Origin of the sequence: Kitasatospora sp. NPDC057940 (assembly GCF_042887425.1) — a bacterium.
Taxonomy (GTDB): Bacteria; Actinomycetota; Actinomycetes; order Streptomycetales; family Streptomycetaceae; genus Kitasatospora.
In genome coordinates, this window is sequence record NZ_JBHVPH010000039.1 from 23,132 (window position 1) to 49,952 (window position 26,821).

At 73.9% G+C, this 26,821-nt stretch carries 22 protein-coding genes, 1 tRNA gene and 1 pseudogene; 7 read left to right on the forward strand and 17 right to left on the reverse strand.

What is annotated here, in order from left to right; translation table 11 throughout:
- Window positions 1-28: 28 nt before the first annotated feature.
- From ACFVTF_RS35275 to ACFVTF_RS35295, 5 genes are all read right to left on the reverse strand, one after another.
- On the reverse strand, window positions 29-2,608 hold the full coding sequence (locus tag ACFVTF_RS35275) for an ABC transporter permease (RefSeq protein ID WP_387818089.1): 2,580 nt from the start codon (window positions 2,606-2,608) through the stop codon (window positions 29-31).
- A 30-nt stretch (window positions 2,609-2,638) separates the two neighbouring features.
- Entirely contained in the window at window positions 2,639-3,397 is a 759-nt protein-coding gene (locus ACFVTF_RS35280) for an ABC transporter ATP-binding protein (RefSeq protein WP_387818090.1), read from the reverse strand.
- A gap of 218 nt (window positions 3,398-3,615) precedes the next feature.
- A complete protein-coding gene (locus ACFVTF_RS35285) occupies window positions 3,616-4,866 on the reverse strand; it encodes a sensor histidine kinase (RefSeq protein WP_387818091.1) in 1,251 nt (416 codons plus the stop codon).
- 5 nt (window positions 4,867-4,871) lie between these two features.
- Window positions 4,872-5,588, reverse strand: coding sequence for a two-component system response regulator CseB (gene cseB, locus ACFVTF_RS35290; protein WP_387818092.1), 717 nt, complete (start codon window positions 5,586-5,588; stop codon window positions 4,872-4,874).
- Between the two features lie 245 nt (window positions 5,589-5,833).
- Window positions 5,834-6,052, reverse strand: coding sequence for a hypothetical protein (locus ACFVTF_RS35295; protein ID WP_387818093.1), 219 nt, complete (start codon window positions 6,050-6,052; stop codon window positions 5,834-5,836).
- Between ACFVTF_RS35295 and ACFVTF_RS35300 the strand changes: the two genes are divergently transcribed.
- On the forward strand, window positions 6,045-6,167 hold the full coding sequence (locus ACFVTF_RS35300; protein WP_387818094.1) for a hypothetical protein: 123 nt from the start codon (window positions 6,045-6,047) through the stop codon (window positions 6,165-6,167). The two genes, ACFVTF_RS35295 and ACFVTF_RS35300, sit on opposite strands and share 8 nt — an antisense overlap.
- 80 nt (window positions 6,168-6,247) lie before the next feature.
- On the opposite strand, the pseudogene def reads toward ACFVTF_RS35300, so the two are convergent.
- From def to ACFVTF_RS35340, 8 genes and pseudogenes are all read right to left on the reverse strand, one after another.
- A pseudogene (gene def, locus ACFVTF_RS35305) lies at window positions 6,248-6,787 on the reverse strand (peptide deformylase); the annotation flags it as partial.
- 194 nt (window positions 6,788-6,981) lie between these two features.
- A complete protein-coding gene (locus ACFVTF_RS35310; RefSeq protein WP_387818095.1) occupies window positions 6,982-7,974 on the reverse strand; it encodes a tetratricopeptide repeat protein in 993 nt (330 codons plus the stop codon).
- A gap of 303 nt (window positions 7,975-8,277) precedes the next feature.
- Window positions 8,278-9,609 (reverse strand): HD-GYP domain-containing protein, encoded by a 1,332-nt coding sequence (locus ACFVTF_RS35315; RefSeq protein WP_387818096.1) that lies wholly within the window; start codon window positions 9,607-9,609, stop codon window positions 8,278-8,280.
- Window positions 9,610-9,632: 23 nt separating this feature from the next.
- On the reverse strand, window positions 9,633-11,069 hold the full coding sequence (locus ACFVTF_RS35320) for an HD-GYP domain-containing protein (protein WP_387818097.1): 1,437 nt from the start codon (window positions 11,067-11,069) through the stop codon (window positions 9,633-9,635).
- 349 nt (window positions 11,070-11,418) lie between these two features.
- Window positions 11,419-11,826, reverse strand: coding sequence for a mycothiol system anti-sigma-R factor (rsrA, locus tag ACFVTF_RS35325; RefSeq protein WP_371517200.1), 408 nt, complete (start codon window positions 11,824-11,826; stop codon window positions 11,419-11,421).
- Window positions 11,823-12,566 (reverse strand): sigma-70 family RNA polymerase sigma factor, encoded by a 744-nt coding sequence (locus ACFVTF_RS35330; RefSeq protein ID WP_387818108.1) that lies wholly within the window; start codon window positions 12,564-12,566, stop codon window positions 11,823-11,825. The genes rsrA and ACFVTF_RS35330 overlap by 4 nt, the downstream gene beginning before the upstream one ends.
- 301 nt (window positions 12,567-12,867) lie before the next feature.
- On the reverse strand, window positions 12,868-13,503 hold the full coding sequence (locus tag ACFVTF_RS35335; RefSeq protein WP_387818098.1) for an alpha/beta family hydrolase: 636 nt from the start codon (window positions 13,501-13,503) through the stop codon (window positions 12,868-12,870).
- 73 nt (window positions 13,504-13,576) lie between these two features.
- Window positions 13,577-14,329: an SOS response-associated peptidase gene (locus tag ACFVTF_RS35340; protein WP_387818099.1), complete on the reverse strand. Its 753-nt coding sequence runs from the start codon at window positions 14,327-14,329 to the stop codon at window positions 13,577-13,579.
- Between the two features lie 138 nt (window positions 14,330-14,467).
- Between ACFVTF_RS35340 and ACFVTF_RS35345 the strand changes: the two genes are divergently transcribed.
- From ACFVTF_RS35345 to hisN, 5 genes are all read left to right on the forward strand, one after another.
- Complete coding sequence (locus ACFVTF_RS35345; RefSeq protein WP_371517203.1) at window positions 14,468-15,199, forward strand: M50 family metallopeptidase; 732 nt, start codon at window positions 14,468-14,470, stop codon at window positions 15,197-15,199.
- A gap of 154 nt (window positions 15,200-15,353) precedes the next feature.
- Window positions 15,354-16,685, forward strand: a complete 1,332-nt coding sequence (aroA, locus tag ACFVTF_RS35350) for a 3-phosphoshikimate 1-carboxyvinyltransferase (protein ID WP_387818100.1) — start codon at window positions 15,354-15,356, stop codon at window positions 16,683-16,685.
- A gap of 15 nt (window positions 16,686-16,700) precedes the next feature.
- The gene (rsgA, locus tag ACFVTF_RS35355; RefSeq protein WP_363619364.1) at window positions 16,701-17,756 is read left to right on the forward strand and encodes a ribosome small subunit-dependent GTPase A; all 1,056 of its coding nucleotides are present in this window, start codon (window positions 16,701-16,703) and stop codon (window positions 17,754-17,756) included.
- A gap of 131 nt (window positions 17,757-17,887) precedes the next feature.
- Window positions 17,888-18,211 (forward strand): multidrug efflux SMR transporter, encoded by a 324-nt coding sequence (locus ACFVTF_RS35360; protein ID WP_063347889.1) that lies wholly within the window; start codon window positions 17,888-17,890, stop codon window positions 18,209-18,211.
- A 105-nt stretch (window positions 18,212-18,316) separates the two neighbouring features.
- On the forward strand, window positions 18,317-19,114 hold the full coding sequence (gene hisN, locus ACFVTF_RS35365) for a histidinol-phosphatase (RefSeq protein ID WP_063347890.1): 798 nt from the start codon (window positions 18,317-18,319) through the stop codon (window positions 19,112-19,114).
- An 84-nt stretch (window positions 19,115-19,198) separates the two neighbouring features.
- Here the strand turns inward: hisN and ACFVTF_RS35370 are convergent, their stop codons facing one another.
- Window positions 19,199-20,674, reverse strand: coding sequence for a catalase (locus tag ACFVTF_RS35370; RefSeq protein ID WP_363586983.1), 1,476 nt, complete (start codon window positions 20,672-20,674; stop codon window positions 19,199-19,201).
- Between the two features lie 103 nt (window positions 20,675-20,777).
- Here ACFVTF_RS35370 and ACFVTF_RS35375 point away from each other — a divergent pair, with 103 nt between their 5' ends.
- Complete coding sequence (locus ACFVTF_RS35375; RefSeq protein WP_063347892.1) at window positions 20,778-21,197, forward strand: Fur family transcriptional regulator; 420 nt, start codon at window positions 20,778-20,780, stop codon at window positions 21,195-21,197.
- 40 nt (window positions 21,198-21,237) lie between these two features.
- On the opposite strand, the gene ACFVTF_RS35380 is transcribed toward ACFVTF_RS35375, so the two are convergent.
- From ACFVTF_RS35380 to ACFVTF_RS35390, 3 genes are all read right to left on the reverse strand, one after another.
- Entirely contained in the window at window positions 21,238-23,211 is a 1,974-nt protein-coding gene (locus tag ACFVTF_RS35380; RefSeq protein ID WP_387818101.1) for a tetratricopeptide repeat protein, read from the reverse strand.
- Window positions 23,212-23,567: 356 nt separating this feature from the next.
- Window positions 23,568-23,641 (reverse strand) — tRNA-Met (locus tag ACFVTF_RS35385).
- 88 nt (window positions 23,642-23,729) lie between these two features.
- Window positions 23,730-26,699: a UPF0182 family protein gene (locus ACFVTF_RS35390; RefSeq protein WP_371517207.1), complete on the reverse strand. Its 2,970-nt coding sequence runs from the start codon at window positions 26,697-26,699 to the stop codon at window positions 23,730-23,732.
- Window positions 26,700-26,821 lie beyond the last annotated feature (122 nt).

Genomic DNA, 26,821 nt, shown 5'->3' on the forward strand with positions numbered 1-26,821 from the left:
GCGGGGGACCGTCGGGCGGGCGGGGCGCTCACGCTGCCGCGACCGCTTCCAGGGGGCTGAGGGTGGCGGCCCGGCGGGCGGGGAGGGTGGCGGCGAGGGCGCCGATGGTGAGGGAGGCGAGGCAGAGGAGGGCCAGTGTCCCCCAGGGCAGGGCCAGCGTGTACTGCTTGACCGCGCCGCCGGCCAGGGCGCCGACGGCCCAGGCGCCGAACAGGCCGCCGGCCAGGCCGAGCAGGGTGCCGAACGCCGCGACCGTCACGGCTTCCAGGCGGATCATCCGACGGATGCCCCCGCGGTCCATGCCGATGGCACGCAGGACGCCGATCTCGCGCGTCCGTTCGGTGACGGACATGGCCAGGGTGTTGACGATGCCGAGGGCGGAGATCACGACGCCGATGCCGAGGAGCCCGTACATCAGGGTCAGCAGGTCGCTCATCGTCCCCGCCGCTTCGCGGACCAGCTCGGCCCGGTCCTGCACCTTCAGCAGCGGGTTGTTGCCCACCGCCGCCCGCAGCCCCTCCCCGGAGGCGCCGTCGCCCCGGACGAGGATCCGCTGGACGGAGCCGGGCTTGAAGCTGTGCTTCTGCACGTCGCCCCGGGCGCCGACCGCGTCGTGGGCGGTGGGGTTGTCCTGGTAGACGCCCACGACGGTGTACCGCGTGAACTCCTCGCTCCGGCCGAGGCGGGCGTTGACCTGGGCCCCCGTGCTCACCCCGGTCTCGCGGGCGACGCTGCTGGAGACGGCGATCCGGCCGGGCCCGAGGTCCTGCGCGGAGCCGCTCACGAAGTCGAGCTTCATCACCTGGCCGACGCCGCCGGGCTCCACGCCGCCCGACTTCACGTCGGCCGGGTCGATGCCGGAGATCTCGCGCACCTTGCCGCCGATGACCACGGTGGAGTCGGCGACCGCGCTCGCGCCGCGTACCCCGGGGGCGCCGGCCACCCGCTGGACGGCGGCCGGGTCGATGCCGGTCATGGTGTCGCCGGTGCTGATCACGTAGTCGGCCGCGAGCCCGTCCGCCGTCTGCCGGTCGAGGGCCTGCCCGGTGGAGTGGCCGATGGTGGCGAGTCCGCTGACCAGTGCCGTGCTGATCAGCAGCGTGGCGGCGGTCGCCGCCGTGCGCCGGGGGTCGCGCAGCGCGTTCTGCCGGGCCAGGAGGCCGGCGACGCCGAACCGCCGGGTGAGGCGGCCCGTCAGCCGGATCACCGGGACGGCGAGGGTCGGCGCCAGCACGATCAGGGCGACGACCAGGACCCCGCAGCCGAGCATCGCGCTGCGCAGGTTCGCCTCGGAGGCGTCCTCGGCCGAACCCGCGAGCGCGACCAGCAGGCCGATGCCGAGCGCGAGCAGCCCCACCCCGGCGGTCGGACGCAGCCACGAGCGCTGGCCCGGCTGCGCGGCGGCCGCCGCCCGCAGCGCCTCGATCGGCGCGATCCGCGCCGCCCTGCGCGACGGCAGCCAGGCGGCCAGCACCGTCACCCCGACCCCGACGAACAGGGCCGCCGCCACCGGCCGGGGCCCGATGACCAGCGGGCCCTTCGGCACCTGGTTCCCGTCACCGCTCAGCAGCCCGGGCAGCACGGCCGCGATGCCGAGCCCGAGGGCGAACCCCGCCGTCGACGCGACGACCCCGACCAACGCCGCTTCGGCCAGCAGCGAGCGCACCACCTGGCGCCGCGTCGCGCCCACCGCCCGCAGCAGGGCGATCTCCCGGGTGCGCCGGGCGACGAGCATGGTGAAGGTGTTGACCACGAGGAACGAGCCGATGAACAGCGACACCCCGGCGAAGACCATCGGCAGCTTCTGGTAGCCCCGGGTCAACGTGCCGACGTAGATGGCCTGTTGGTTCGCCTGCGCCTGTCCGGTGGTGACCTCGGCGGTGCCGGGCGGCAGGACGGCGGCGATCCGCTCCGCCAGCTCGTACTGGCCGGTGCCCGGCCCGGCGGAGACCTCAAGGCTGGTGTCGTGCCCGGGAGTTGCGAACAGCCGCTGTGCGGTGGCCCGGTCGAACAGGGTGAGCGTGCCGCCGGCCGTGACCCGGGTGTCCCCGGTGGTGACGGTGCCGACCAGGCGCGCGGTGAGGACCGGGCCGTCGGTGGCGAGGGTGATCGTGTCGCCCACCCGGTACCGGCCGGCCGCCGCGGTGCCCCGGTCGACGGCGATCTCGTCGGCGCCGGCGGGGGCCCGCCCCTCGACCACGGGGTAGCGGGCGTCCTTGCCGTCGCGCCCCGGGACGTAGGCGGCCGCGAGGTTCGTCCCCCGCTTGACCCGCAGCGGTCGGCCGTCGGCCGCGTTCAACGTGGCGCTCCCGTCGACCGACGGCCGTACCGCCGCGACGCCGGGCACGTCGGCGAGCCGGCGCGCCAGCGCGTCCGTCAGCACGCTCGGCGCACTCGGCCGGTCAGGGGCGGCGGGAGACTCCTTCGCGGTGACGCTGACCGCGATGTCGGCGAAGGTGCGGGACGCGGCCGCCCGCTGGACGGCGGCGGTCGAGTCCGCGAAGACGAGGGTGCCGGAGACGAAGGCGACGCCGAGGCAGACCGCGAGGACGGTCATGAGCAGCCGGGCCTTGTGCGCCAGGACGTTGCGCAGGGCTATGGTCAGCATGATCAGCTTTCGGAAGTGGCGGGTGCGGGGTCAGCCGGCGAAGGACTTCATGACGTCCAGCACCCGGTCCGGCGTCGGGTGCGCCATCTCGTCGACCAGCCGCCCGTCGGACAGGAACACCACCCGGTCCGCGTACCCGGCGGCCACCGGGTCGTGGGTCACCATGACCACCGTCTGCCCCAACTCCCTGACGGAGCCGCGCAGGAAGCCGAGCACCTCGCCCCCGGCCCGGGAGTCGAGATTGCCGGTCGGCTCGTCGCCGAACACGACCGAGGGCCGCGCGACCAGCGCCCGGGCGACCGCCACGCGCTGCTGCTGCCCGCCGGACAGTTCGGCCGGCCGGTGGTCGAGGCGCTGGGAGAGCCCGACCATCGACACCACCCGGTCCAGCCACTGCCGGTCCGGCGTGCGCCCGGCCAGCGACAGCGGGAGCGTGATGTTCTCCAGCGCGGTCAGGGTGGGCAGCAGGTTGAACGCCTGGAAGATGAAGCCGACCCGGTCCCGCCGCAGCCGGGTGAGCTGCCGGTCGCCCAGGCCGCCCAGCTCCGTCGTGCCGATCCGCACCGACCCGGACGTGGGGGTGTCGAGCCCGGCCGCGCAGTGCATCAGGGTGGACTTGCCGCAGCCGGACGGGCCCATGATCGCGGTGAACTCGCCCTCCCGGAAGGCCACGCTGACCCGGTCCAGGGCGGTGACCCGGGTGTCGCCGCTGCCGTAGGTCTTCGTCAGGTCGACGACGGCGGCCGCGACCCCGGGGGTCGTTTGCAGGGCAAGGGGGTTGGCGATCACGGGAGGGGCTCCTGTCCGAAGGCGCGGGTCAAGGTGCGGGTCGGTGCACTTCGAAGGGTGTCCGGAGCACGTATCAGGCCCCTGCGCCGCCGTGTATCGGTCCCCGCGCCGCTTCGCGGCAGTTCTGCAGCAACCGCAAGCCGCAGCGGTCAGCCCGGCAGCTCGGCAGCTCGGCAGCTCGGCAGCCCAGCAACCCGGCAACCCGGCAACCGGTTCGCTCAGCCCGGCAGCCGCAGCGTGGCCACCGCGCCGCCGTCCTCCGCGTTGTCGAGGCGCAGCTCCGCCCCGAGCAGCCGGGCCTGCCCCAGCGCGATGGTCAACCCCAGTCCGTGGCCCGTGCCGCGCTCGGCGGCGCCGGTGTGGAAGCGGCGCGGTCCGTGCCGCAGCAGGTCCGGCGGGAAGCCGGGGCCGTGGTCGCGCACGACGACCGTACGGTCCTGGACGGTGACCAGGACGGGAGCGGCCCCGTGCCGGTGCGCGTTGGCGACGAGGTTGCCGACGATCCGCTCCAGCCGCCGCGGATCGGTCTCGACCGTCCGCTCCGCCGTCCGCTCGGCCTCCACGGCGATCTCGGCCTCGTACCCGGTGCGCAGCACGGCCTCCCGGACGACGGCCGCGAGCGGCACCCGGGCCCGTGCCACCTCCTCCGCCCCGGCGTCCAGCCGCGAGATCTCCAGCAGGTCCTCGACCAGCCCGCGCAGGTCCCGCACCCGCGCCCGGATCAGGTCCTCGGTCTCGCCCGCCGGCAGCAGGTCGACGGCGGCCAGCAGTCCGCCGACCGGCGTGCGCAGCTCGTGCGCCACGTCCGCGGTGAACTGCCGTTCGGAGCGCAGCCGTCGGCCGAGGCTGTCGGCCATCAGATCCACCGTCGCCGCGATGTCGGCGACCTCGTCGCCGCCCTTGGTGGGCCCGGTCCGGGCGTCGAGGTCCCCGGCGGAGATCCGGCCCGCCGTCTCGGCGACCCGCCGCAGCCGGCGGGCGAGCAGTCCGGCCCCGTAGACCGCGGCCGGTGTGGCCGCCACGAGCGCGACCAGCGAGGCCACCGCCATCGCCGCGTCCAGCCGGGGCAGGTCGGAGAGCTGCGGTGCCAGGTTGACCCGGATGGCGAGGACGGGGCTGCCGGGCCCGCCGGTGCCCTGGGCGGCCCAGTAGCTCGGGCCCGAGTTCCCTTCGGCGTGCCCGTCGTAGGCCGTGTGCCGTTCGCCGTCGGCCGGGTGGCGCAGGGCGGCGGGCAGGTCGACGGGGTCGAGTTCGGCGCCGTCCGCCAGCGATCCGGTGCGCCGGTAGACGTCCATGGCCGAGTAGACGGCGTTGAAGGCCTGTGCCTCGGCCCGGCTGCGGATGTCGTGTGCGGTCCACAGGTGCACCAGCACCCCGACCGCCACCGCGACGAGGCAGGCGGTGGCGGCGGCCAGCGCGGCGATCTTCCAGCGCAGGGGGGCGCGGACCGGCCGGGGAGTCGGGTGCACCGCTCTCAGCGCCTGAGCTTGTAGCCGAAGCCGCGGACCGTCTCGATCCGCTCCCGGCCGAGCTTGCGGCGCAGCCGCTGCACGCACAGGTCCACGACCCGGCTGTCGCCGTCCCAGCCGTACTCCCAGACGTTGCGCAGCAGGGTGTGCCGCTCCAGCACGACGCCGGGGTGGGCGGCGAACTCCAGCAGCAGCTTCAGCTCGGTCGGGGTCAGCGCCACCGGCGCCCCGCCGACGGACACCTCCATTCCGGCGGTGTCGACGGTGAGGTCCCCGAACACCAGGACGTCCCCGTCGGCGGCTCCCGCCGAGGGCGCCGGGGCGGGTGGCGCGTACGTCGCCCGCCGCAGCAGCGAGCGGATGCGCGCCACCAGCACGTACGTGTCCACGGGCTTGACCACGTAGTCGTCCGCCCCGGCCTCCAAGCCGGCGACGACGTCGAGGCCGTCGCCGCGCGCGGACATCATCAGGACGGGCACCAGGCTGGTCTCCCGGACCTTGCGGCACAGGCCGATCCCGTCCAGGCCGGGCAGCATCACGTCCAGGATCAGCAGGTCGAACTGCTCGTCCCGGAACAGCTCCAGCGCCGTGAGGCCGTCCGCCGCGGCGCGCATCCCGTAGCCGTAGCGTTCCAGCGCGACGGTGAAGGAGCGGCGCATCAGCTCGTCGTCCTCGACCAGCAGCACGCGGACGGGGTGCGGGGGCGGCGCGGGCGAGGACACGGGCGGACGGCTCCTGCTCGGACGGCTGCGGGCGGCGGGCGGTGGGCGGCGGTGGGCGGCGGCGAACGGAGACGGCGGCAAACGGCGGCGGACAAGGGCACGATACGGCAGATACCGGACGCCCCGGCCTCCTCGCCCCCATCGACGTCAGGCCGCGCGCTCCCTGATACCCGGCGGATACAAACCCGCCGACGAACCCCCGCCGCACCCACCGCACCCACCGCACCCACCGCACCCGCCACCGATCACCCCTTGACCGACCCGACGGTCAGGCCCTGGGCCAGGTAGCGCTGGAGGAACTGGTGGACGACGATCACCGGCAGCGAGGTCACCAGCGCCCCGGCCGCGAACAGCCCGTAGTTCTGGTCCTGTTGGCCGGAGATGATCCCGTAGAGGCCGACCGCGACGGTCTTGGAGTCGTTCGAGGTCAGGAAGATGTTCGCCAGGATCGCGTCGTTGAGCACGGCGGTCGCCGAGGCCCTGTGGCGCCGGCTGGAGGGACACGGCGGGCAGGCCCGGGACTACCTGTTCACGCCGGAGCTGGTCGCCCGCGAGTCCACCGGCCGGGCACCCGGCTGACGGGCCGCACCCGACGGGGAATCAAGTGCGGGAACGCCGAGGGCCGGGACGCCTGTCGCGCCCCGGCCCTCGCCGGTTCGTCAGTCGTTCGCCACGGTCGCGTACCGCGGGGTGCCCTCGGCCATCTGCTTCAGCGCGTCCTTGCGGTCCCGCTTCGACAGCTTGTCGATGTAGAGGGTGCCGAACAGGTGGTCGGTCTCGTGCTGCAGGCAGCGGGCGAAGAAGCCGGTGCCCTCGACCCGGATCGGCCGGCCGTCCTTGTCCACGCCGGTCACCGCCGCGTACTCCGGGCGGGGCAGCTCGGCGTACGCGCCCGGCACCGACAGGCAGCCCTCGTTGCTGTCGTCCAGCACCCGCCGGCGGTCCGCCGGGTACTCCTCCAGCTTCGGGTTGATCACGTGGCCGATGTGGCGCACGCCCTCGTCGTCCGGGCAGTCGTAGACGAAGACCTTCAGGTCCACGCCGATCTGATTGGCCGCCAGGCCCACGCCCTCGGCCGCGTACATCGACTGGAACATGTCGTCGATCAACGCGGACAGCTCACCGTCGAACGCGGTGACGTCCTTGACCTCGCGGTGCAGGACCGGGTTGCCCACCACGGTGATCGGACGCGCGGTGCCCTTGGAGAGGTCCGGCTGCTCGCCGACCACCTTCAGCGGGGCCTCGGCGGCCGCCGACTCCTGGTCGTGGTCGTGGTCGTGGTCGTGCTGGTGGTCCTGCTGCTCCGCCATCGCTGCTTATCCGCTTCCGCTTCCGAGAATGGTCCAGGTATTCGGCTCTCGCCGGGTACACCGCTCAAGGGTAAGCGGCGCGCTCAACAGACTTCTTCCAGATCGCGGTACGCCCGCGTGCCGGGCGAGGCCGCGGCCCAGCGGTCCAGCAGCGAGCGGACCAGCAGCGCGGGCGCGGCGATCCCGCACTCGCGCTCCACCAGCCAGGACATTCCGGCCTCCCCGCCCTGGCTGAGGTGGCTGAGGTGCCCGGGGTGCGCGGCGTCGCCGTCGTCGTGCGGGTCGTGGTGGGCGGTGTTCCCGTCGTCCGTGGCCATCCGGCTCTCCGAGCAGGCCCGGCAGAGCAGCCGCACCGAGGACGTCCAGTCCTCCGCCGCGTAGCCGGCGTCCGCGACCACCCGCTCCAGCACGTCCCGGTCCGCCGCCGTGGCGGCCTGGAGCAGCACCACGTAGGTCGGCACCGGGGACGGCGCCCACAGCTCGATCTCGTCGAACACCGGGTAGGCGACCCCGTCGGTGACCCGCTCGCCGTGCGGGGCGCCGTCGTGCAGCACCACCTCGCCCCAGCGGCGGCCGGAGGACGGCAGCGGGATGGACAGCACCTCGATCCGGGCCGGGTCCAGCCGGCGGCCCCACACCACCTCGGACTCGCCGTCCGGGGAGAGCCGCACCGGGGTGGTGCCGAGGTCCAGGCTGACCGGGCCGTCCTGCTGCCCGCCCGGGCCGCCGGGCAGCTTCAGCCCGTACGCCTGCCAGGCGCGGCGGGCCAGCGGCCAGTCCTGCAGGGCGGTCGCGGTGATGCCGAGGTTCCACCAGTCGGGGGCGCCGTGCTCGCGGTCCAGCAGGGCGACGGCCCGCAGCCCGGCGGAGCGGGCCTGCTCCCAGTCCCGGCGGAACTTGTGCAGCAGGGCGAGGTTGAACCAGGAGTCGGACAGCCAGGGCTCCAGGTCGGCGGCCATCACCAGCAGCGCGCCGGCGTCCTCGTAGCGGCCGTCGCCGATCAGCGTGAAGGCCCGGTCGGTCGTCTGCCGCCAGGTGGCGGACGGCCGGTGCCGTGCCCGGTGGAAGATCCTCACGTTCGTCCCTGCCGTCGTCGTCCGCTCAAGTCCCGTACCGCCGCGTCCGGATCCACTTCCGCGGGGGTCCGGGGCACGGTGCCCCGGGTCGGTGTTCCACGCTACGACCGCATCCAACCACGCCCGCCCCCGCCCGCGCTCCCCACCGCCGAGGTTGGGGCCGCCCCTACCCAGCCTGCCCGCCCGGCCGCCCCGCCTCAACCCCGACCGAGGCCCGCCGGTCCGCGGCGCTCCGCCGGAGCCCGGGTCAGCCGCCGGACTCGGGCCCGCGCCCGAGCCCGGGCCCGACCCGCAGGACAGGTTCTAGCCGCCCACCCGGGCCAGCGCGTCCACCACCCGGGCGTCGTACAGCCGGCCGCGCCCCAGCCGCAGCACCTCCAGCGCCTCCAGCCGGCCCGCCGCCTCGCCGACCCCGCGGCCGCGGGCCGCCGTCAGCAGGTCGTCGTGGGCGTTGGCCACCCGGATGATCCGGGCCGCCAGCGGCACCGCGCCGTCCCCGCCGGCCGTGCCGAGCACCGGATCGGCCAGCCGGGCGACCTGCTCGGCGACCTGCCGGGGCACCCCGGTGCGGCGGATCACCTCGCTGCCCAGCCGGGCGATCCGCTGCTGCTCGGCGCAGGGCAGCAGCGCGGTCGCGCCGTCCGGCACCGGCTCGACCAGCGACAGCTGGCCCACGTCGTGCATCAGCGCCGCGTACTCCAGCAGGGCGAGTTCCCGGGTGCCCAGCCCCAGCTCGCGCCCCAGCGCGCACGCCGTGTCCGCGACCCGGCGGGCGTGCCCGTGCGGGGTGTAGCCGGCCACCTCGGTGGCCCGGGCCAGGCTGGCGATGGTCTGCCCGGTGGTGGCCCGCACGGCCGCGGCCCGCCGGAAGGACACCTGGGCGAGCAGCAGCGGGGTGCAGAACAGCGGCAGCGCCCACAGCCCGACCTCGCCGGCCGCCAGGCTGACCAGCATCCCGGTGGCGACGATCGCCGAGCCGATCCCGAACAGCGAGCGCAGCTCGTCCTCCAGCGCCGCCGGGAACCGCAGCCCGCCCTCCAGGCCCGCCGCCGACCGGCGCAACAGCGCCGCCAGGGTCGCGTCGCAGAGCGCGGCCAGCGCGGCGACGGCGGTCAGGAACACCCCGTACGCCGGGCCCTCGGGCGAGAAGCGGTCGACCAGTCCGCCGTTGTAGAGCGGCTGAAAGACGGCGGCGGCGAAGCCGACCCCGAGCAGCCGGCGGGCGGCGCTGTCCCGCCGGGCCGGGTCGGCCCAGGGCGGGCGCCGGTGCGGGCGGCCGGGGCGGGCCCGCTGGACCGGGCCCGGCCGGCCCCGGCCCGGGCGGCACGCCCTGAGCCGGGGCAGCACGAGGCCGGGCAGCCAGGCCAGCAGCAGGCCGACGCCGGTCACCGCGACGACCTGGAGCATCCCGGGCGCGGTGGGCACCCCGCGCAGCGGCCCGAGCAGGGCGTACGCCAGCGCGCCGGCCGCGCCGATCGGCGCCTGCTCGCGGTCGCCCGGAAGGGTGATCCGGACGCACTCGCCGAGCGCGATCAGCGCCGTGAACGCCAGCGCGACCCGCGCCCCGGCCACCCCGCGCAGCGCGACCGCGCCCACCGCGAACACCAGCAGCGCGGCCGCCACCGCGTGCACCACGCGGGCCTCCCGGCCGGCCGCTGTCACGGCTGCCCGGCCGTGGGGACGCTCCCGCCCTGCGCGGGCACCCGGCCCGGCGCCGCCCGGGCCGGCTCGGGCACCCCGAGCGGAATGTCGGGGACGGCCCGGATGCCGTCCCCGGGCGGCGGCAGCACCGGCTGCCAGTCGTACCCGGCCAGCGCGTCGATCAGCGCCCGGACCATCACCGGGTCGAACTGGCTGCCCGAGCAGCGCTCCAGTTCCGCCACCGCCTCGGCGACCGGGCGGCCGCGCCGGTAGGAGCGGGTGGAGGTCATCGAGTCGAAGGCGTCGGCGACCGAGATGATCCGGGCGAACTCGGGGATCTGCTCGCCGACCAGCCCGCTCGGGTAGCCCCGGCCGTCCATCCGCTCGTGGTGGTGCAGGATCCCGGCGTGCGCCTCGCCGAGGAAGGCGATCCCGCGCACCAGCTCGTACCCGTACACGGGGTGGACCTCGACGGCCCGCCGCTCCGCCTCGCTGAGGGGACCGTTTCTGCGCAGCAACTCGGTGGCCACGCCCAGCTTGCCGACGTCGTGCAGGATCCCCGCGAAGCGCAGGGTGCGCAGCCGCTCGGCCTCCATGCCGAGCTGACCGGCGATCAGCACCGAGGCCCGGCCGACCCGTTCGCTGTGCCCGCGGGTGTACGAGTCCTTGATCTCCACGGCCTGCACCAGCGACTGCACGGTGGCCTGGTGGGCGTCCCGCTCGCGCTGGCCCTGGGCGAACACCCAGGCCGAGATCGACAGCGGCAGCAGCGCCAGCAGGGCAGCGAACGCCCCGTACGGGCCCTGCCAGAGCACGGCCACCATCAGCCCGCCGGCCGCGTGCACCAGCACCGGCAGCCCGCACACCGCGACCGCCCCGCGCAGCAGCACGACGGGCCGGCGGTCCTCCGCGAGCATCAGCATCGCGCCCACCAGCACCCCGTTGACCAGGCAGAACGTGACGACGGCGGCGAAGCCGGGCAGCAGCGCGGCCGGGAAGCGGGAGCCGAGCAGCAGTTGCGGCCCGTGCAGCAGGTGGAAGGCGGCCGCGGAGGCGAAGGCGCACAGCGCGAGCTGGGAGCCGTTCCACAGCCGGCGGGTACGGCAGTCGGTCCCGCCCGGGCCGCCGAGCACCGCGGCGGGCACCGCGACCAGCGCGGCGGCGGCCGGCGGCAGCATCAGCACGCCGGCGAACAGCACCGGGAAGAAGGCGTTGACCCCGGGGCGGGAGGGCGCCCGCTCGGGCGGCGGCGGGCGGCGCAGCAGTCGGCGGACCAGTCGCAGGCAGGGCGTCGGCAGGCCCTGGGCCAGCGACTCCCAGCAGCCGTGCAGGAAGGCCAGCAGCCCGACCTTGGGCCAGTCCACCGGGGCGCCGAGCCAGCGCGGGACCCCGGGCGGCACACCGGCCGGCAGCAGCGGCAGCAGGCAGCACAGCGCCGCCACCGGGACGGCCACCAGGTAGCGCAGCGCCCCCTCCGGCAGGGCCGCGTCTTCGCCGTCGATAGCGATCTCGACCTCCCCGACGTCCGGGCCCGCGTTGCCTCAGCTCGCCGGGCGGACCGGCGGTGAGCGTCCGTCAGGAGGATAGGCCGCCACCCGGGCGTAGGGACGCATGATGGCGCGACGACGCTGCTGGCGCACCGCCAACTCACTCGAACGAGTGAGGGGCGCATGCAAGCACAAAGGGAGCGGCCCCGGGAGCGCACGCTCCCGGGGCCGTCTGACTCCGTGTCCGGACCACTCGGCCCGCCCTCGCCGGCAGGCCCGTCCGCTTGCTCCGCCCGGCCGTTGAACGGCCGCCCGGCTACTCCGCCGGGGCGCCCGCCTCGACGGTGGCACCGGGCCGGACCGCCGGGTCCTCCGGGGCCTCGCCGACGCCCGGCGCCGGCCGGTCCGTCTCGACGTGCAACTCGACCGTGGTGTCGACGGCGACCACCACCTGCTCGCCCGAACGCTGCCCCGCCCGGATCGAGTCGATCCTGGCCAACACCTTGCTGCGCAGGTCGGCCGGGGTGTCGTCGCAGCCGCAGGAGCGCTTGATCAGCGCCTTGATCGCCTGCTCCAGCCCGTACTGCTTCAGGCAGGGCGAGCACTCCTCGAAGTGCACCCGCAGCTTGGCGCAGTCGCCCTCGGCCATCTCGTTGTCGAGGAATTCGTAGAGGTGGTCGAGGACCTCGCCACACTCCGTGTCGTGCGGATCGCCGCAGCTCATGAGCCCGAGCCCTTCGCTTCCTGCCCTGCCCCGCTGCCGGCCGGGACGAGCCCGCGCTCACGGGCGTAATCCTCCAGCATGCCGCGCAGCTGACGGCGGCCGCGGTGCAGCCGGGACATCACCGTACCGATGGGAGTACCCATGATGTCCGCGATCTCCTTGTACGCAAAGCCTTCTACGTCCGCGAGGTACACGGCGATCCGGAATTCCTCCGGAATGGCCTGGAGCGCGTCCTTCACGTCACTGTCGGGGAGGTGGTCGAGCGCCTGGGTCTCGGCCGAGCGCAGACCGGTCGACATGTGCGACTCGGCGCGGGCCAGCTGCCAGTCCTCGATCTCCTCCGCCGCCGTGCGCTGGGGCTCGCGCTGCTTCTTGCGGTACGAGTTGATGAACGTGTTGGTGAGGATGCGGTACAGCCAGGCCTTGAGGTTCGTGCCCTCACGGAACTGGTGGAAGGACGCGTACGCCTTGGCGAACGCCTCCTGGAGCAGGTCCTCCGCGTCCGCGGGGTTGCGCGTCATGCGCAGCGCCGCCGAGTACATCGGATCCAGGAAGCCCAGGGCGTCGCGCTCGAAGCGCTCCCGCCGGGCCTCCTCGCTCTCCTGTGCCGACACCCGGAAGGTGTCCTCACCGATCGCCTCGGCCAGCTCCTCACCGGTGAGCGCCTCGCCCGCGGGCCGGCCCTCATCCGGGCCCCGGCCCGGCTCGGCCTCGTGCTCGGTCCCGACGACCGGACCCACCTCCTCGGCATGGCGGGCACGACCCACGGCGGGCCGCCCCGAAATGGAGGATATCGGGCTGACGGGCTTCTCGCCCGCGACAATCCAGTCGGACCAGGCGGGGCCGAACGCCGCGGCGGCCTCGCGCTGCTCTGACCGCTCGGGGCACGCGATCGAACCCATCTGCCCTGCCTCTCAACCGGGAATCGTGCTGACGAGAGTGCCAACCACCCCGGCCCCGCCCGCATTCCCGCGCCCGCCCCGAAATCGCTCGTACGGGTGATCGAGTGGAAACCCCCCGCTCACGGCCGCCCCCGCCGCCTCAGACGACCCGCAGCACCCAGTCCCCGACCGCCCGGCAGATCGCCTCCAGCACCTCGTCCTGCCCCACCGGCGCCCGCTTGGGCACGTCGAAACCGTGCCCGCCGTACGGCACCGCCACCAGCTCGTGCCCGGGCGGCAGCTCCGGGAACTCCTGCGGCCCGCCGAACGGATCCGCCGTACCCTGCACCACCAGCGTCGCCGTCCCCGACTCCAGCAGCTCCTGCGCCCGGCTCTTCTCCGGCCGGCCCGGCGGGTGCAGCGGGAACGCCAGCGCCACCACCCCCACCGCCCCGCTCGCCGCCCCGGTCCGGCAGGCCACCCGCGCCCCGGCGCTGCGCCCGCCGACCACCAGCGGCAGCCCCTGGCCGGCCAGCCGCCCGGCGACCGGGGTCCAGCCGCGGTCCAGCGTGCGCGGCGCCGGGGCGAGCCGCTTGCCCGCCACCCGCCAGGGCTGCTCCACCAGCGCCACGGTGATCCCGCGCGCCGGCAGCGCCGCGGCCAGCGCCGCCAGGTCCCGGGCCTCGATCCCGCCGCCCGCGCCGTGACCGAGCGCCAGCAGCGCCTTCGGCGCACCGGCCCGGTGGTAGCTGATCCGGGCGTCCCCCACCTCGGTGGGGACGAGTTCGGTGGTCATCGTCGGTCGCTCCAACCGGCTCAGGCTCCCTCAGCTGTCAGGACTCGATCGTCAGGACTCAATACATCAGACGTCAGAACAGGGTGGTCTCGTACTCCGGCTCGGCCCACGGCTCCTTGAGCTCCGGCCCGTTGTTGCGGATGCTGCCGACCGCCGGCGAGACCGGGGTGGCCAGCAGCGCGCCGGGCGGCGGCGGTATCAGCAGCCGGCGCAGCTCGTCCGGATCGTCCAGCCCCGGGTCCAGCCACTCGTCGTAGGAGCCCGGGTCGAGGAACAGCGGCATCCGCTCGTGGATCGGCGCCAGCGGCTCCTCGGCGTCGGTGGTGACGATGGTGAAGGTCACCAGCCAGGCCGCCGGATGGTCGGCCGGCACCGTCCGGTCGCGCCAGAACTCGTACAGCCCGGCCAGCGCCAGCGGGGTGCCGTCCGCCCGGGAGACGAAGAACGGCTTCTTGCGCGCCTTGCCGCGCTCCCCCGGCACCGTCTGCCACTCGTAGTAGCCGTCCACCGGCAGGATGCACCGGCGCGAGACGAACGCCTGCCGGTACGAGGGCTTCTCGTGCACCGTGTCCGAACGGGCGTTGATCATCTTCACCGCCGTCTCGGCCGACCGCGACCACTGCGGCACCAGACCCCAGCGCAGCACCCTCAGCTGGCGCACCGGCCGCGCCCGGCCCTTCGGCACCCGCTCCAGCACCACGAAGGCGCTGGTGGTCGGGGCGACGTTCCAGTTGGGGGCCAGCGTCTCCGCCGGATCCCACTGCTCGACGCCGAACAGCTCGACGATGTCCTCGGGCTTGCCACTGGCTGCGAAGCGACCGCACATGCGGGCCAGCTTGCCATGCCGGCCCCGCTCACCACTTCTTCATCCCGCCAGGAGAACCGTCCGCTCCCGCCCGCCCGTCCCCGCATGGGAGGCTGCCCCGAACGGCCCAACGCAGCGGACGGAGGCGGAGACGAGACGATGAGCGCACAACCCACCGACCAGAACCTCGGCGAACTGTGGAACCAGGTCACCGGCACCCAGCCCGCGCCGCCCGGCTGGCTGGTGCTGGCCACCGCCGGCGCCGCCCTGCTCGCCGTCCTCGCCCGCCCGCTCTGGCACGTCACCCGCAACGCCGTGACCATCGCCCACGAAGGCGGCCACGGCCTGATCGCCCTCGTCACCGGCCGCCGGCTCGCCGGCATCCGGCTGCACTCCGACACCTCCGGCCTCACCCTCTCCTACGGCCGCCCCACCGGCCCCGGCATGATCCTCACCGCCGCCGCCGGCTACACCGCCCCCGCCCTGCTCGGCCTCGGCTGCGCCGCCCTGCTCTCCACCGGCCGGATCACCCTGCTGCTCTGGCTGGCCGTCGTCCTGCTGCTCGCCCTCCTGGTGCGCATCCGCAACGCCTTCGGCCTGTTCACCGTGCTGGTCGCCGGCGGCGCCTTCTTCCTGGTCTCCTGGTTCGGCAGCGCCGAGGTCCAGGCCGGCTTCGCCTACCTCGGCTGCTGGTTCCTGCTGTTCGGCGCCGTCCGCCCGGTCCTCGAACTCCAGCACCAGCGCCGCATCGGCTGGGCCCGCGACTCCGACGCCGACCAACTGGCCCGCCTCACCCACATCCCCGGCTTCGCCTGGATCACCGTCTTCCTGCTCACCGCCCTCGCCTGCCTCGCCCTGAGCGCGAGCTGGCTGCTCCAGCCCCTGCACTGAACCCCGCCCCCGGCGCGAACCGGCTGCTCCGGGCCCCGCACCGGGCCGCCCCCGCGGACCGGGCCGGCTGCCACAACCCCTGCACCGGGCCTCCCCCGTCCCGCCATGCGGTTGGCGCAGGGGCCGTTCCGGTACGGCCCCTAAACTTGGCCCCATGACCGAGACCCTGTGGCCCGCCCCCGTCGCGACCACCCCCGTTGACGCCACCGTCACCATCCCCGGCTCCAAGTCGGTCACCAACCGAGCCCTGGTGCTGGCGGCGCTCGCCGACGAGCCCGGCTGGGTGCGCCGACCGCTGCGCAGCCGCGACTCCCAGCTGATGGCCGACGGCCTGCGCGCCCTCGGCGTCGGCATCGAGGAGAAGGTCAACAACGACTCCGGCGGCACCGGTGGCGGCGAGGCCTGGCGGGTCATCCCGACCCCCGCGCTGCGCGGCCCCGCCTCGATCGACGTCGGCAACGCCGGCACCGTGATGCGCTTCCTGCCCCCGCTCGCCGTCCTCGCCGACGGCCCGGTGCACTTCGACGGCGACCCGCGCAGCTACGAGCGCCCCCAGCACGGCGTGATCAACGCCCTGCGCGCGCTCGGCGCCCGGCTCGACGACGGCGGCCGCGGCGCCTTCCCGCTGACCGTGTACGGCACCGGCGCGCTCGACGGCGGCCCGGTCGAGCTCGACGCCTCCTCCTCCTCCCAGTTCGTCTCCGCCCTGCTGCTCTCCGGCGCCCGCTACAACCAGGGCGTCGAGGTCCGGCACGTCGGCGGCCCGGTGCCGTCGCTGCCGCACATCCGGATGACCGTCGAGATGCTGCGCCTGGCCGGCGTCCAGGTCGACGCCCCCGAGGACGGCGGCGAGAAGGACGTCTGGCGGGTCACCCCCGGCGCCCTGATCGGCCGCGACCTGGTCGTCGAGCCGGACCTCTCCAACGCCGCGCCGTTCTTCGCCGCCGCCCTGGTCACCGGCGGCCGGGTCACCGTGCGCGACTGGCCCAAGCACACCAGCCAGCCCGGCGACCAGCTGCGCGAGATCTACACCCGGATGGGCGGCGCCTGCGAGTTCACCGACGAGGGCCTGCAGTTCACCGGCACCGGCCGGATCCACGGCATCGAGGCGGACCTGCACGACGTCGGCGAGCTCACCCCGGTGATCGCCGCCGTCGCCGCGCTGGCCGACTCCGAGTCCCACCTGTACGGCATCGCCCACCTGCGGCTGCACGAGACCGACCGGCTCGCCGCGCTCGCCAAGGAGATCAACGACCTCGGCGGCGACGTCACCGAGACCGAGGACGGCCTGCGGATCCGCCCCCGCCCGCTGCACGGCGGCGTCTTCCACACCTACGAGGACCACCGCCTGGCCACCGCCGCCGCCGTGGTCGGCCTCGCCGTGCCCGGCGTCGAGGTGGAGAACGTGGCCACCACCGCCAAGACCCTGCCGGACTTCCCGAAGATGTGGGCGGAACTGCTCGGCGAAGCGGTGGCGGACGCCTGAGCGGAGACTGAGCACATGCGCCGCTACGGCAAGGACGCCGACGAGGACGACATCCGCAACCGCCCCGCCCGCCGGGGCTCCCGGCCGCGGACCCGGATCCGGCCCAAACACGAGGACGCCGCCGAGGCGATGGTGCTGACCGTCGACCGCGGCCGGCTGACCTGCCTGATCGACCCGGGCACCAAGCAGGAACGCGAGATCGTCGCCATGAAGGCCCGCGAGCTGGGCCGCAAGGGCGTCGTCGTGGGCGACGTGGTCAACATCGTCGGCGACCTCTCCGGGGACACCGACACGCTCGCCCGGATCGTCCGGGTCGAGGAGCGCAGCTCGGTGCTGCGGCGCACCGCGGACGACGACGACCCGTACGAGCGGATCGTCGTCGCCAACGCCCAGCAGCTGGCCATCGTCACGGCGCTGGCCGACCCGGAGCCCCGGCCCCGGCTGATCGACCGCTGCCTGGTGGCCGCGTACGACGCGGGCATGGAGCCGCTGCTGGTGCTCACCAAGGCCGACCTCGCCCCGGCCGGGCCGCTGCTGGAGTCGTACGCGCCGCTCGGCATCGACTACGTGGTCACCCGTCGGGACGAACTGGAGACGGCCGGCGCCGAGGCCGTCCGCGCGCACCTGCGCGGCCTCTCCACGGTGTTCATCGGCCACTCCGGCGTCGGCAAGACCACCCTGGTCAACGCCCTCGTCCCGGACCACCAGCGGCAGACCGGCCGGGTCAACGCGGTCACCGGGCGCGGCCGGCACACCACCGTGTCCGCCCTGGCGCTGCGGCTGCCCCCGCCGCCCGGCGCCAAGCCGGGCTCCAAGAAGGCGCTGGACCCGGGCTGGGTGATCGACACCCCGGGCTTCCGCTCCTTCGGCCTCTCGCACATCGACCCGTCCCGGGTCATCCACGCCTTCCCCGACCTGGAACCCGGCACCGTCGACTGCCCGCGCGCCTGCAGCCACGACGAGCCGGACTGCGCGCTGGACGCCTGGGTCGCCGGCGGCCACGCCGAGGGCGCCCGGCTCTACTCGCTGCGCCGTCTGCTGGCCAGCAAGGAGGCCCGCGAGGGCGACTGATCCCGGCGGCGGTTTTACCGTCCCATGGGGTTTCCCGACCGTTCGAGGTGTCGGACCGCGCCGGCCTGGCGATCATAGGAAGGTCGGGCCACAGCGCGGTCCGACCCGTCGATCGACAGGGAGGGCACGCGATGGCATGGGCCTTGGTGGTCCTGGCCGGCCTGCTGGAGACCGGCTTCGCGATCAACCTCAAGCTCAGCGAGGGCTTCACCAAGCTCTGGCCCACCATCAGCTTCTGCGTGTTCGCCCTGGGCAGCTTCGGCCTGCTCACGCTGTCCCTGAAGAGCCTGCCGGTCGGCCCCGCCTACGCGGTGTGGACCGGCATCGGCGCGGCCGGCACCGCCATCTACGGCATGGTCTTCCTGGACGAGACCACCTCGGTGCTGAAGCTGGTGTCGATCTCCCTGGTGATCGCCGGCGTGATCGGCCTCCAGCTCAGCGGCTCGGCGCACTGACCGCCGCCGGCCCGGCCCTGTCGCCCGCCCCACCGCCTCCGGCGGCCCGTCCCGGTCCGCGAGCCCGGCTGTCCCGATCCGGGCGGGATCGCTAGGGTTTCGGGCATGGCCGATTACCACGACGATCTCCGACTCGCCCACGTCCTCGCCGACTCGGCCGACTCGGTCACCCTGGAGCGCTTCCGCGCCCTCGACCTGAAGGTCGAGACCAAGCCCGACCTCACCCCCGTGAGCGACGCCGACAAGGCCGCCGAGGAACTCGTCCGCAGCGTGCTGCAGCGCGCCCGCCCGCGCGACGCGGTGCTCGGCGAGGAGTTCGGCCTCCAGGGCTCCGGCCCGCGCCGCTGGGTGATCGACCCGATCGACGGCACCAAGAACTACATCCGCGGCGTCCCGGTCTGGGCCACCCTGATCGCCCTGCTGGAGGACGGCCCGGACGGCGTCGAGCGCCCGGTGGTCGGCATCGTCTCCGCCCCCGCGCTGCAGCGCCGCTGGTGGGCGGCCAAGGACCTCGGCGCCTACGCCGGCCGCAGCCTCACCAAGGCCTCCCGGATCCACGTCTCCGGCGTCTCCCGGATCGAGGACGCCTCGTTCTCCTACTCCTCGCTCTCCGGCTGGGAGGAGCGCGGCCGCCTCGACCCCTTCCTGGACCTCACCCGCGCCTGCTGGCGCACCCGCGCCTACGGCGACTTCTGGTCCTACATGATGGTGGCCGAGGGCGCGGTCGACATCGCCGCCGAGCCCGAGCTGTCGCTCTGGGACATGGCCGCCAACTGCGTCATCGTCGAGGAGGCCGGCGGCCGCTTCACCGGTCTGGACGGCGTGCCCGGCCCCGGCGGCGCCGACGCCGTCGCCAGCAACGGCATCCTCCACGAGGAGACCCTGCGCCGCCTGAGCGTCTAGGTCCTCTCCGACCGAACATGGTGCGGGCCCGGTCGACCAGTCCTCCGGTCGACCGGGCCCGCCGCTCATCGGGGCGCGTCCCGGTTACTGCTTGCGCAGCTCCCGGACGGCCGCCTCCAGCCGCTGCCCGTAGTCGGCGTCGGCCTTGCGGAAGTTGTCGACCGCCCGCTCGACGATGTCCTCGCGGTCGGCGGAGACCTTGGCGATGAAGCCGGCCAGGTTGGCGATCAGCCGCTGCTTCTCGTCCTCCGAGAACAGCCGGTACAGGTTGCCGGCCTGCACGAAGTCGTCGTCCTCGGCATGCGAGGGCGCCTCGTGGTTGCCGGTGGCGCCGGTGACCGCGGTGGCGGCCCACAGCGGGCGGCCGGTCTGCACCGGGCCGCCGAAGCTGTTCGGCTCGTAGTTCTTCTGGCGGCCGTGGCGGCCGTCGTACAGGTGGCCGTCGCGGCTGTTGGTGCGCGCCTCGGTGGCGTGCGGGCGGTTCACCGGCAGGTGGTCGGCGTTGATGCCGACGCGGTAGCGGTGGGCGTCCGCGTACGCGAACAGGCGGCCCTGCAGCATCTTGTCGGGGGACGGGCCGATGCCGGGCACGAAGTGCGACGGGGAGAAGATCGACTGCTCGACCTCGGCGAAGACGTTGTCGGGGTTGCGGTTGAGCTCCAGCCGCCCGATCTCGACCGGCGGGTAGTCGGCGTGCGGCCAGACCTTGGTGAGGTCGAAGGGGTTGAAGCGGTAGTTCGCCGCGTCGGCCGCCGGCATGATCTGGACCTGTACGGTCCAGCTGGGGAACTCGCCGCGCTCGATCGACTCGCGCAGGTCGCGCTGGTGGCTGTCCGGGTCCTCGCCGGCCAGCCGGTTGGCCTCGTCCTGGGTGAGGTTCCTGATGCCCTGGTCGGTCTTGAAGTGGTACTTGACCCAGAAGTGCTCGCCGGCCTCGTTCTGCCACTGGAAGGTGTGCGAGCCGTAGCCGTTGAGGTGGCGGTAGCTGGCCGGGATGCCGCGGTCGCCGAACAGCCAGGTCACCTGGTGGGTGGCCTCGGGCGACAGGCCCCAGAAGTCCCAGACGTTGTCCGCCTCCTGGGAGCCGGTGTACGGGTCGCGCTTTTGGGTGTGGATGAAGTCGGGGAACTTCACGGCGTCCTTGATGAAGAACACCGGGGTGTTGTTGCCGACGAGGTCGTAGTTGCCCTCCTCGGTGTAGAACTTCAGCGCGAAGCCGCGCGGGTCGCGCACCGCGTCGGCCGAGCCGAGGTTGCCGGCCACGGTGGAGAACCGCAGGAAGACCTCGGTCTGCTTGCCGACCTCGGACAGGAACGAGGCCCGGGTGTAGGGCGTCAGGTCGGCGGTCACCGTGAAGGTGCCGTAGGCCGCCGCGCCGCGGGCGTGCACCACGCGCTCCGGGATCCGCTCGCGGTTGAAGTGCGCGAGCTTCTCGAAGAGCTGCTGGTCCTGGATGAGCGCCGGGCCGCCGGGGCCCGCGGTCTCGGTGTTCTGGTTGTCGGCGACGGGGGCACCCGCCTCCGTGGTGAGGGTGGGGCGCAGCTCGTCCTGGGTCGTCATAAGAGGGCCTCCGCGTTATCCGGTCGTGACGACTCGATCCTAACTTGGACTTTGTCCAAGTCAACACTGGAACCAATCTCAGAGCGTGACTTACCCTGTTCCCATGAGCGACCTGCTGGAACGACTTCGCGGACGCGGCTGGCGGCTGACCTCACAGCGCCGGGTCGTGGCCGAGGTCCTCGACGGCGACCACGTGCACCTCACCGCGGACGAGGTGCACGCCCGCGCCGTCGCCCGCCTGCCCGAGATCAGCCGCGCGACCGTCTACAACACCCTCGGCGAACTGGTCGGCCTCGGCGAGGTCCTGGAGGTCGCCACCAACGGGCGCGCCAAGCGCTACGACCCCAACGCCCACCGCGCCCACCAGCACCTGGTCTGCTCCGGCTGCGGCGCCATCCGCGACGTCCACCCGCACGGCGACCCGCTCGCCGCCCTCCCGGCCGGCGAACGCTTCGGCTTCACCGTCACCACCGCCGAGGTCACCTACCGCGGACTCTGTCCGGACTGCACGGGCACGCCGTGACGCGGCCCCGCCCGGCCCGGCGGGAACCTCCCGACACGCCCTACGCGCTCAGCTCCGCGTGCAGCGCGCCCAGCAGGCGCCCGGCCCGCTCCGCCACCTCGGCCGGCCCGTAGTCGGCCGCCCGGCGGCACCAGTTCTCCGCCTGCACCGGCTCCCCCCGGCGCAGCGCCAGCAGTGCCAGGCGCAGCGCCGCCCGCCCGTGCCCGGCATCGGCAGCCCGGGTGTACCAGAGCATCGCCTGCGCCTCGCGGTCCTGCCGGGCCAGCAGCAGCCCCAGGTTGAAGGCGGCGCTGCGGCTGCCGGCCTCGGCCGCCCGCCGGTACCAGCTCTCGGCGATCTCCAGCGCACCGCGCTCGGCCGCCCGCACCCCCATCCGCACCTGCGCCCGCCGGTGCCCGGCATCGGCCGCCAGCGCGTACCAGTGCTCGGCCTCGGTGTCCGCGTCACCGCGCCGGTCCAGCACCGAGGCCAGCCGGAACGCGCCCTCCGCCGACCCGCCGGACGCCGCCTGCCGGTAGCGCTCCAGCGCGCCGGCCAGGTTGCCCCGCTGCTCCTGGGCGACGGCCAGTTGCAGCGCGGCCTCGCCGTGGCCCTCGGCGGCGGCCCGCGCGTACCACTCCTGGGCCTGCCGCTGCTCGCCGCGCCCGGCGTGCAGCACGCCCAGGTTGAACGCGCCGTCCACGCTGCCGGCCTCGGCCGCCTTGGAGAACCAGGGCTCGGCGCCGGTCTCCTCGCCGCGCTGCAACAGCACCACGGCCAGCGCGTTGCAGGCCTCCCGGTGCCCGGCGTACGCGGCCCGGCGGTACCACTGCTCGGCCTGCTGGTCGCGGCCGGTGGCGACGCAGAGCAGGCCGAGGTTGAAGGCGCCGTTCTGGTCGCCCGCGTCCAGGGCGGTGCGGTACCAGTGCTCGGCCTCCTTGGACTCGCCGCGGCCGGCGTGCAGGGCGCCCAGCGCGTTGGCGGCGTTGCCGTCGCCGGCCTCGGCGGCCTCCCGCCACCACTCGGCGGCGGCGGCCAGGTCCCCGGAGTCGCGCAGCAGGAAGCCCAGCGCGCAGGCGGCCCGCGGCTCGCCGTTCTGCGCGGACTGCCGGTACCAGCGGGCGGCCTCCTCCAGCAGCGGCTGGTCGGTGGCGGCGCGCTCCTCCAGCAGCACGCCCAGGCGCAGCGCGGCGCGGGCGTGGCCGCGGGCGGCGGCGGTGCGGTACCAGGCCTCGGCGATCTCCTTGTCCCCGGCGGCCTCGCGCATCCGGGCCAGCCGGTAGGCGGCCTCCCGGTGCCCGGCGTCGGCCGAGACCTTGAACCAGCGCTCGGCGCGCACGTCGCGCCGGTGCTCCATCAGGTCGCCCAGCGCGTAGGCGCCGAGCGGGTGGCCGTGGTCGGCGGCGAAGTGCAGCCAGTACTCGGCGGCCTCCTCCTCGCCCTGGTCGCGCAGTTGGAGCCCGAGCGCGTGCGCGGCGGGGGCGCTGCCGGCCACCGCGGCCTGGCGCCACCACTGGGCGGCCTCGGCACGGTGGCCCTGCTGGTGCAGCAGCACGCCGAGGTTGTTGGCGGCGGCGCGCGTCCCGGCGGCCGCGGCGGCGCGCAGGTAGGGCTCGGCGTCCTCCAGGTCGCCGCGGCGCAGCAGCAGGGTGCCGAGCCGGCTGGCGGCGTCCGGGTCGCCGTCGTCGGCGGCCTGCCGGTGGCGGGCCTCCAGCGCGGCGCTCTCGCGGGCGGCCAGCGCGGTCTCGAAGCTGGTGGTGTCCAGGCCGGCCGGGTCGAGTGCGGCGGCGTTCGGGCCCTCGGCGGCGCCGTCGGACCCGTACGGGCGGACGGCGTCGGCGAACTGACGGGTGGGCACGCGGACCAGGCTGTCGGGGCCGTAGCCGGCGACCGGGGGGCGCTCGGACAGGCCGCTGGTGCGCTGGGCGGGCAGGGCTCCGGGGCGGCTCTCGGAGCTCTCCGCCCAGGCGTCGGTGTCCGCCTCGGTGGCCGCCGCGGACTTGGTGCCTGACCCGTACTTGCCGATCAGCCTCATGCCGACTCCCGCTCCCCCAGAGTGTCGCGGCATCGTGCCCCGGCCCGCGGCCGGGGGGACCCCCAGGGGAGGCGCCGGAACCGACGGCCGGTCAGCAGCCGCGCACCGTCCCCCATGTGTCCCATCGTCGCACCACCCGCAACCCGCGTACACCTGCCCCGGCCGAATTCGGGCGGGGCCGACCCGAAGCCGACGAAATTGCTTCGGCGCTTTGTCGATTTCCCGACACTCGGGCCCCACAAACCCCGTGCCGTCGTCGTTGGCGACGGTTGATGGTACCGGAGCGGTTCCCACCGCTTCGGGGGAAAAACGCCAGAGGCCCGGAGGAAGAATCCTCCGGGCCTCTGGCCACTGAGTAGCGGGGACAGGATTTGAACCTGCGACCTCTGGGTTATGAGCCCAGCGAGCTACCGAGCTGCTCCACCCCGCGTCGGTAGTTGAACCATAGCACGGGTGCGGGGTGGAACAGGAATCGGTCGCCGCAGCTCAGCGGGCCACGGCTATGGCCACGGCTACGACTACGGCTGCCCGGACGGCGATCCGGTCGGCGTCGCGCCCGGGGTCGCACCCGGCGTCGGGGCCTGCGCCGGGCTCCCGCCGCGGGCCGCCTCGGCCGCCTTCAGCGCGTCGCCCAGCGCCTTCTGGGCGTTGCCGTAGGCCACCCAGTCGCCGTTCTTGAACGCGGTCTGGCTGTCGTTGTACGCCTTCTCCGCGTCCCCGAGCGCCTTCTGCAGCTCCGGCGAGATCGTCCCGCCCGGCGTCGCCGTCCCCGGACCGGTCGACGTCCCCGGGTTGGTGGGCGTCCCCGGGTTGTTCGGCGTGGACGGCGCGGTCGGCGTGGTCCCCGGGGCCGCCCCGGCGAACACCTTCTTCAGCGCGTCCTCCAGGGTGTTCTCGAACGCCACGTTGTCGTTCCCGTACACCGCCAGCACCTTCTGCAGCGTCGGGTACTTGGCGCCGCGTCCGCGCACGTACACCGGCTCGACGTTGAGCAGCCCGCCGCCGACCGGCAGGGTCAGCAGGTTCCCGTACTCCAGCTCGGTGTCACCGCCGCTCTTCAGCGCGAAGATCTGCGAGGCCACCTCCTGCCGGGAGTTGAACGTCGACTGCACGAGGCCCGGGCCGGGGGCGCTGTTGTCCCCCGAGATCTTCAGGATGCGGATCTTCCCGTAGTCCGGCCCCGGATCGGCGTTGACGGCCATGAACGCGGCCAGGTTCGGGCGGCCGTTGGGCACGAAGGTCGTGGTCAGCGAGAAGCTCGCCGAGGTGACCTGCGGGTCCGGCATCCGCACCGTCACGTAGTACGGCGGCTGGACCTGCTTGGTGTCGCTGGTCGGGTCGACCGGGATCTGCCAGATGTCGCTGCCGTTGAAGAAGGAGTTGGCGTCGGTCACGTGGTACTGGCCGAGCAGGTCGCGCTGCACCTTGAACATGTCCTGCGGGTAGCGCAGGTGCGGCAGCAGCGTGCCCGGGATGTCCGCCTTCGGCTCGACGGTGCCGGGGAAGGCCTTCATCCAGGTCTTCAGCACCGGGTCCTGCTCGTCCCACTGGTAGAGCTTCACCTCGCCGGTGTAGGCGTCCACCGTGGCCTTGACCGAGTTGCGGATGTAGTTGACCTGGTTGGCGACGGTCAGCAGCTCACCGCGCTGGTTGGTCAGCGAGTCCTTGGTCGCGGTGCCCAGCGTCGTCTTCGACGAGAACGGGTAGCCGTCCGAGGTGGTGTAGCCGTCCAGCACCCAGACCACCCGGCCGTCCTGCACCACCGGGTACGCGTCGGCGTCGATCGACAGCCACGGGGCGACCTTCTCCACCCGCTCCTTCGGCGTCCGGTTGTAGATCACCTTCGCGCCGTCGGTGATCGCCCCCGCGTACAGGATCTGCGGCTCGGCGAAGCGCACCGCGTACGCGGCCCGGGTGATCGGGTTGTCCAGCGAGACACCGCTGTTGCCGGTGTAGGTGTACTCCTTGTTCTCGCCGGTCTTGGTGGTGTAGTCGATCTCCTTGTTCGAGCCGCCGACGATCGAGTACGACGTCGTCTTCTCGCCGTAGTAGATCCGCTGCTGGTAGTCGCCCAGCGCGCCGGTGGCCGGCAGGCCGGACTCGGTGAACACCGGCTCGCCCTTGTCGCTGACCTGGTTGCCCTTGGCGACGACCGCGCCGTAGCCGTGGGTGTACTTGAAGTGGTCGTTGATCCAGTTGCGCTGCACGCCGTTGAGGTCCAGCTCGCGCAGGCCGATCACGGTGTCCTGCTTGTCCGTGCCGGAGCCGTAGCGGTCCACGTCCAGGGTGTTCGGGAAGGCGTAGTAGTTGCGCTGCTGCTCGATCGACTGGAAGGTCGGCGAGACGACGTTCGGGTCCAGCAGCCGGATGTCGGAGATGGTCTGCGCGTCCGGCTTGAGCGCCTCGGCCGTCGTCGACCCCTGCGGGCTGTACTGGGTGGTCTGCGCGTCCGCGATCCCGTACGCCTGCCGCGTCGCGTCGATGTTCTTCTGGATGTACGGCGTTTCCTTGGCCTGCTCGTTCGGCTTGACCTGGAACTGCTGCACGATCGCCGGGTACAGCCCGCCGATCAGCACCGCCGACAGCACCATCAGCCCCAGCCCGATCAGGGCCGGCGCCCAGGTGCGGCGCACCGGGGTCAGGAAGAACAGCAGCGCGCAGATGATCGCCACGAAGAACAGGATCGTCTTGGCCGGCAGGAACGCGTTGGCGTCCACGTAGCGCAGGCCGGTCCAGCCGGAGACCCCCTTGTAGGAGCCGGTCTTCACCGCCAGCGCGTACCGGTCCAGCCAGTACGCCACCGCCTTCAGCAGCACGAACACGCCCAGCAGCACCGCCAGGTGCCCCTGCGCGCCCGCGCTCGCCCGACGGCCCGGGCCCTGCAGCCGCAGCCCCCCGTACAGGTAGTGCACCAGCGCCGAGGTCAGCAGCGAGACGATCACCGCGCTGAACGCGAAGCCCAGCACGAACTCGTAGAACGGCAGGTCGAAGGCGTAGAACGAGACGTCCATGCCGAACTGGGCGTCCTTCTCGCCGAACGGCGTCGCGTTCGTCCACATCAGCCAGGTCCGCCACTGGCCGGACGCCGCGGCGCCCGCCACCAGGCCGATCACCAGCGAGACCCCGATCAGCGCCCAGCGCTTGAACGGCGCCAGGCCCGACCGGTAGCGGTCCAGGCTCTGCTGCTCGACCGACATCGCCGACAGCGGCGGCCGCAGCCGGTGCGCCAGCCAGACGTTGAAGCCGACGATCACCGCCATCAGCAGGCCGAACACCGCGAACAGGCCGATCTTCGTCCACAGCTGCGTGGTGAACACCGAGGAGTAACGGACGGACCTGAACCACAGCCAGTCCGTCCAGAACCCGGCGAACATGACGAACAGCAGGAACAGCACCGCGAGCACGCCCAGGGTCAGCAGGGCCACCCGCGCCCGCCGGGAGGGCGGCCCTACCCTGCGCCGGAAACCCGGCCCTGAGCGTTCCGGCATCTGGAATACCACGGTGGCACCTCAGCTGTGTCGTCTGGAGTCACTGGAGTCAGTCGGTCTTCAGGGAAACTTAACCAGGCTTTGGCCGAGTTCCCACCGTTAGCAGACGGTTACGACGACGT

What these genes read in the sequence shown, in the direction of transcription:
- ACFVTF_RS35275 (WP_387818089.1), bottom strand. Translation starts at nt 2,608, where the DNA reads ATGCTGACCATAGCCCTGCGCAACGTCCTGGCGCACAAGGCCCGGCTG.
- rsrA (WP_371517200.1), bottom strand. Translation starts at nt 11,826, where the DNA reads ATGAGCTGCGGCGATCCGCACGACACGGAGTGTGGCGAGGTCCTCGAC.
- ACFVTF_RS35335 (WP_387818098.1), bottom strand. Translation starts at nt 13,503, where the DNA reads ATGACCACCGAACTCGTCCCCACCGAGGTGGGGGACGCCCGGATCAGC.
- ACFVTF_RS35340 (WP_387818099.1), bottom strand. Translation starts at nt 14,329, where the DNA reads ATGTGCGGTCGCTTCGCAGCCAGTGGCAAGCCCGAGGACATCGTCGAG.
- ACFVTF_RS35345 (WP_371517203.1), top strand. Translation starts at nt 14,468, where the DNA reads ATGAGCGCACAACCCACCGACCAGAACCTCGGCGAACTGTGGAACCAG.
- aroA (WP_387818100.1), top strand. Translation starts at nt 15,354, where the DNA reads ATGACCGAGACCCTGTGGCCCGCCCCCGTCGCGACCACCCCCGTTGAC.
- rsgA (WP_363619364.1), top strand. Translation starts at nt 16,701, where the DNA reads ATGCGCCGCTACGGCAAGGACGCCGACGAGGACGACATCCGCAACCGC.
- ACFVTF_RS35360 (WP_063347889.1), top strand. Translation starts at nt 17,888, where the DNA reads ATGGCATGGGCCTTGGTGGTCCTGGCCGGCCTGCTGGAGACCGGCTTC.
- hisN (WP_063347890.1), top strand. Translation starts at nt 18,317, where the DNA reads ATGGCCGATTACCACGACGATCTCCGACTCGCCCACGTCCTCGCCGAC.
- ACFVTF_RS35370 (WP_363586983.1), bottom strand. Translation starts at nt 20,674, where the DNA reads ATGACGACCCAGGACGAGCTGCGCCCCACCCTCACCACGGAGGCGGGT.
- ACFVTF_RS35375 (WP_063347892.1), top strand. Translation starts at nt 20,778, where the DNA reads ATGAGCGACCTGCTGGAACGACTTCGCGGACGCGGCTGGCGGCTGACC.
- ACFVTF_RS35380 (WP_387818101.1), bottom strand. Translation starts at nt 23,211, where the DNA reads ATGAGGCTGATCGGCAAGTACGGGTCAGGCACCAAGTCCGCGGCGGCC.
- ACFVTF_RS35390 (WP_371517207.1), bottom strand. Translation starts at nt 26,699, where the DNA reads ATGCCGGAACGCTCAGGGCCGGGTTTCCGGCGCAGGGTAGGGCCGCCC.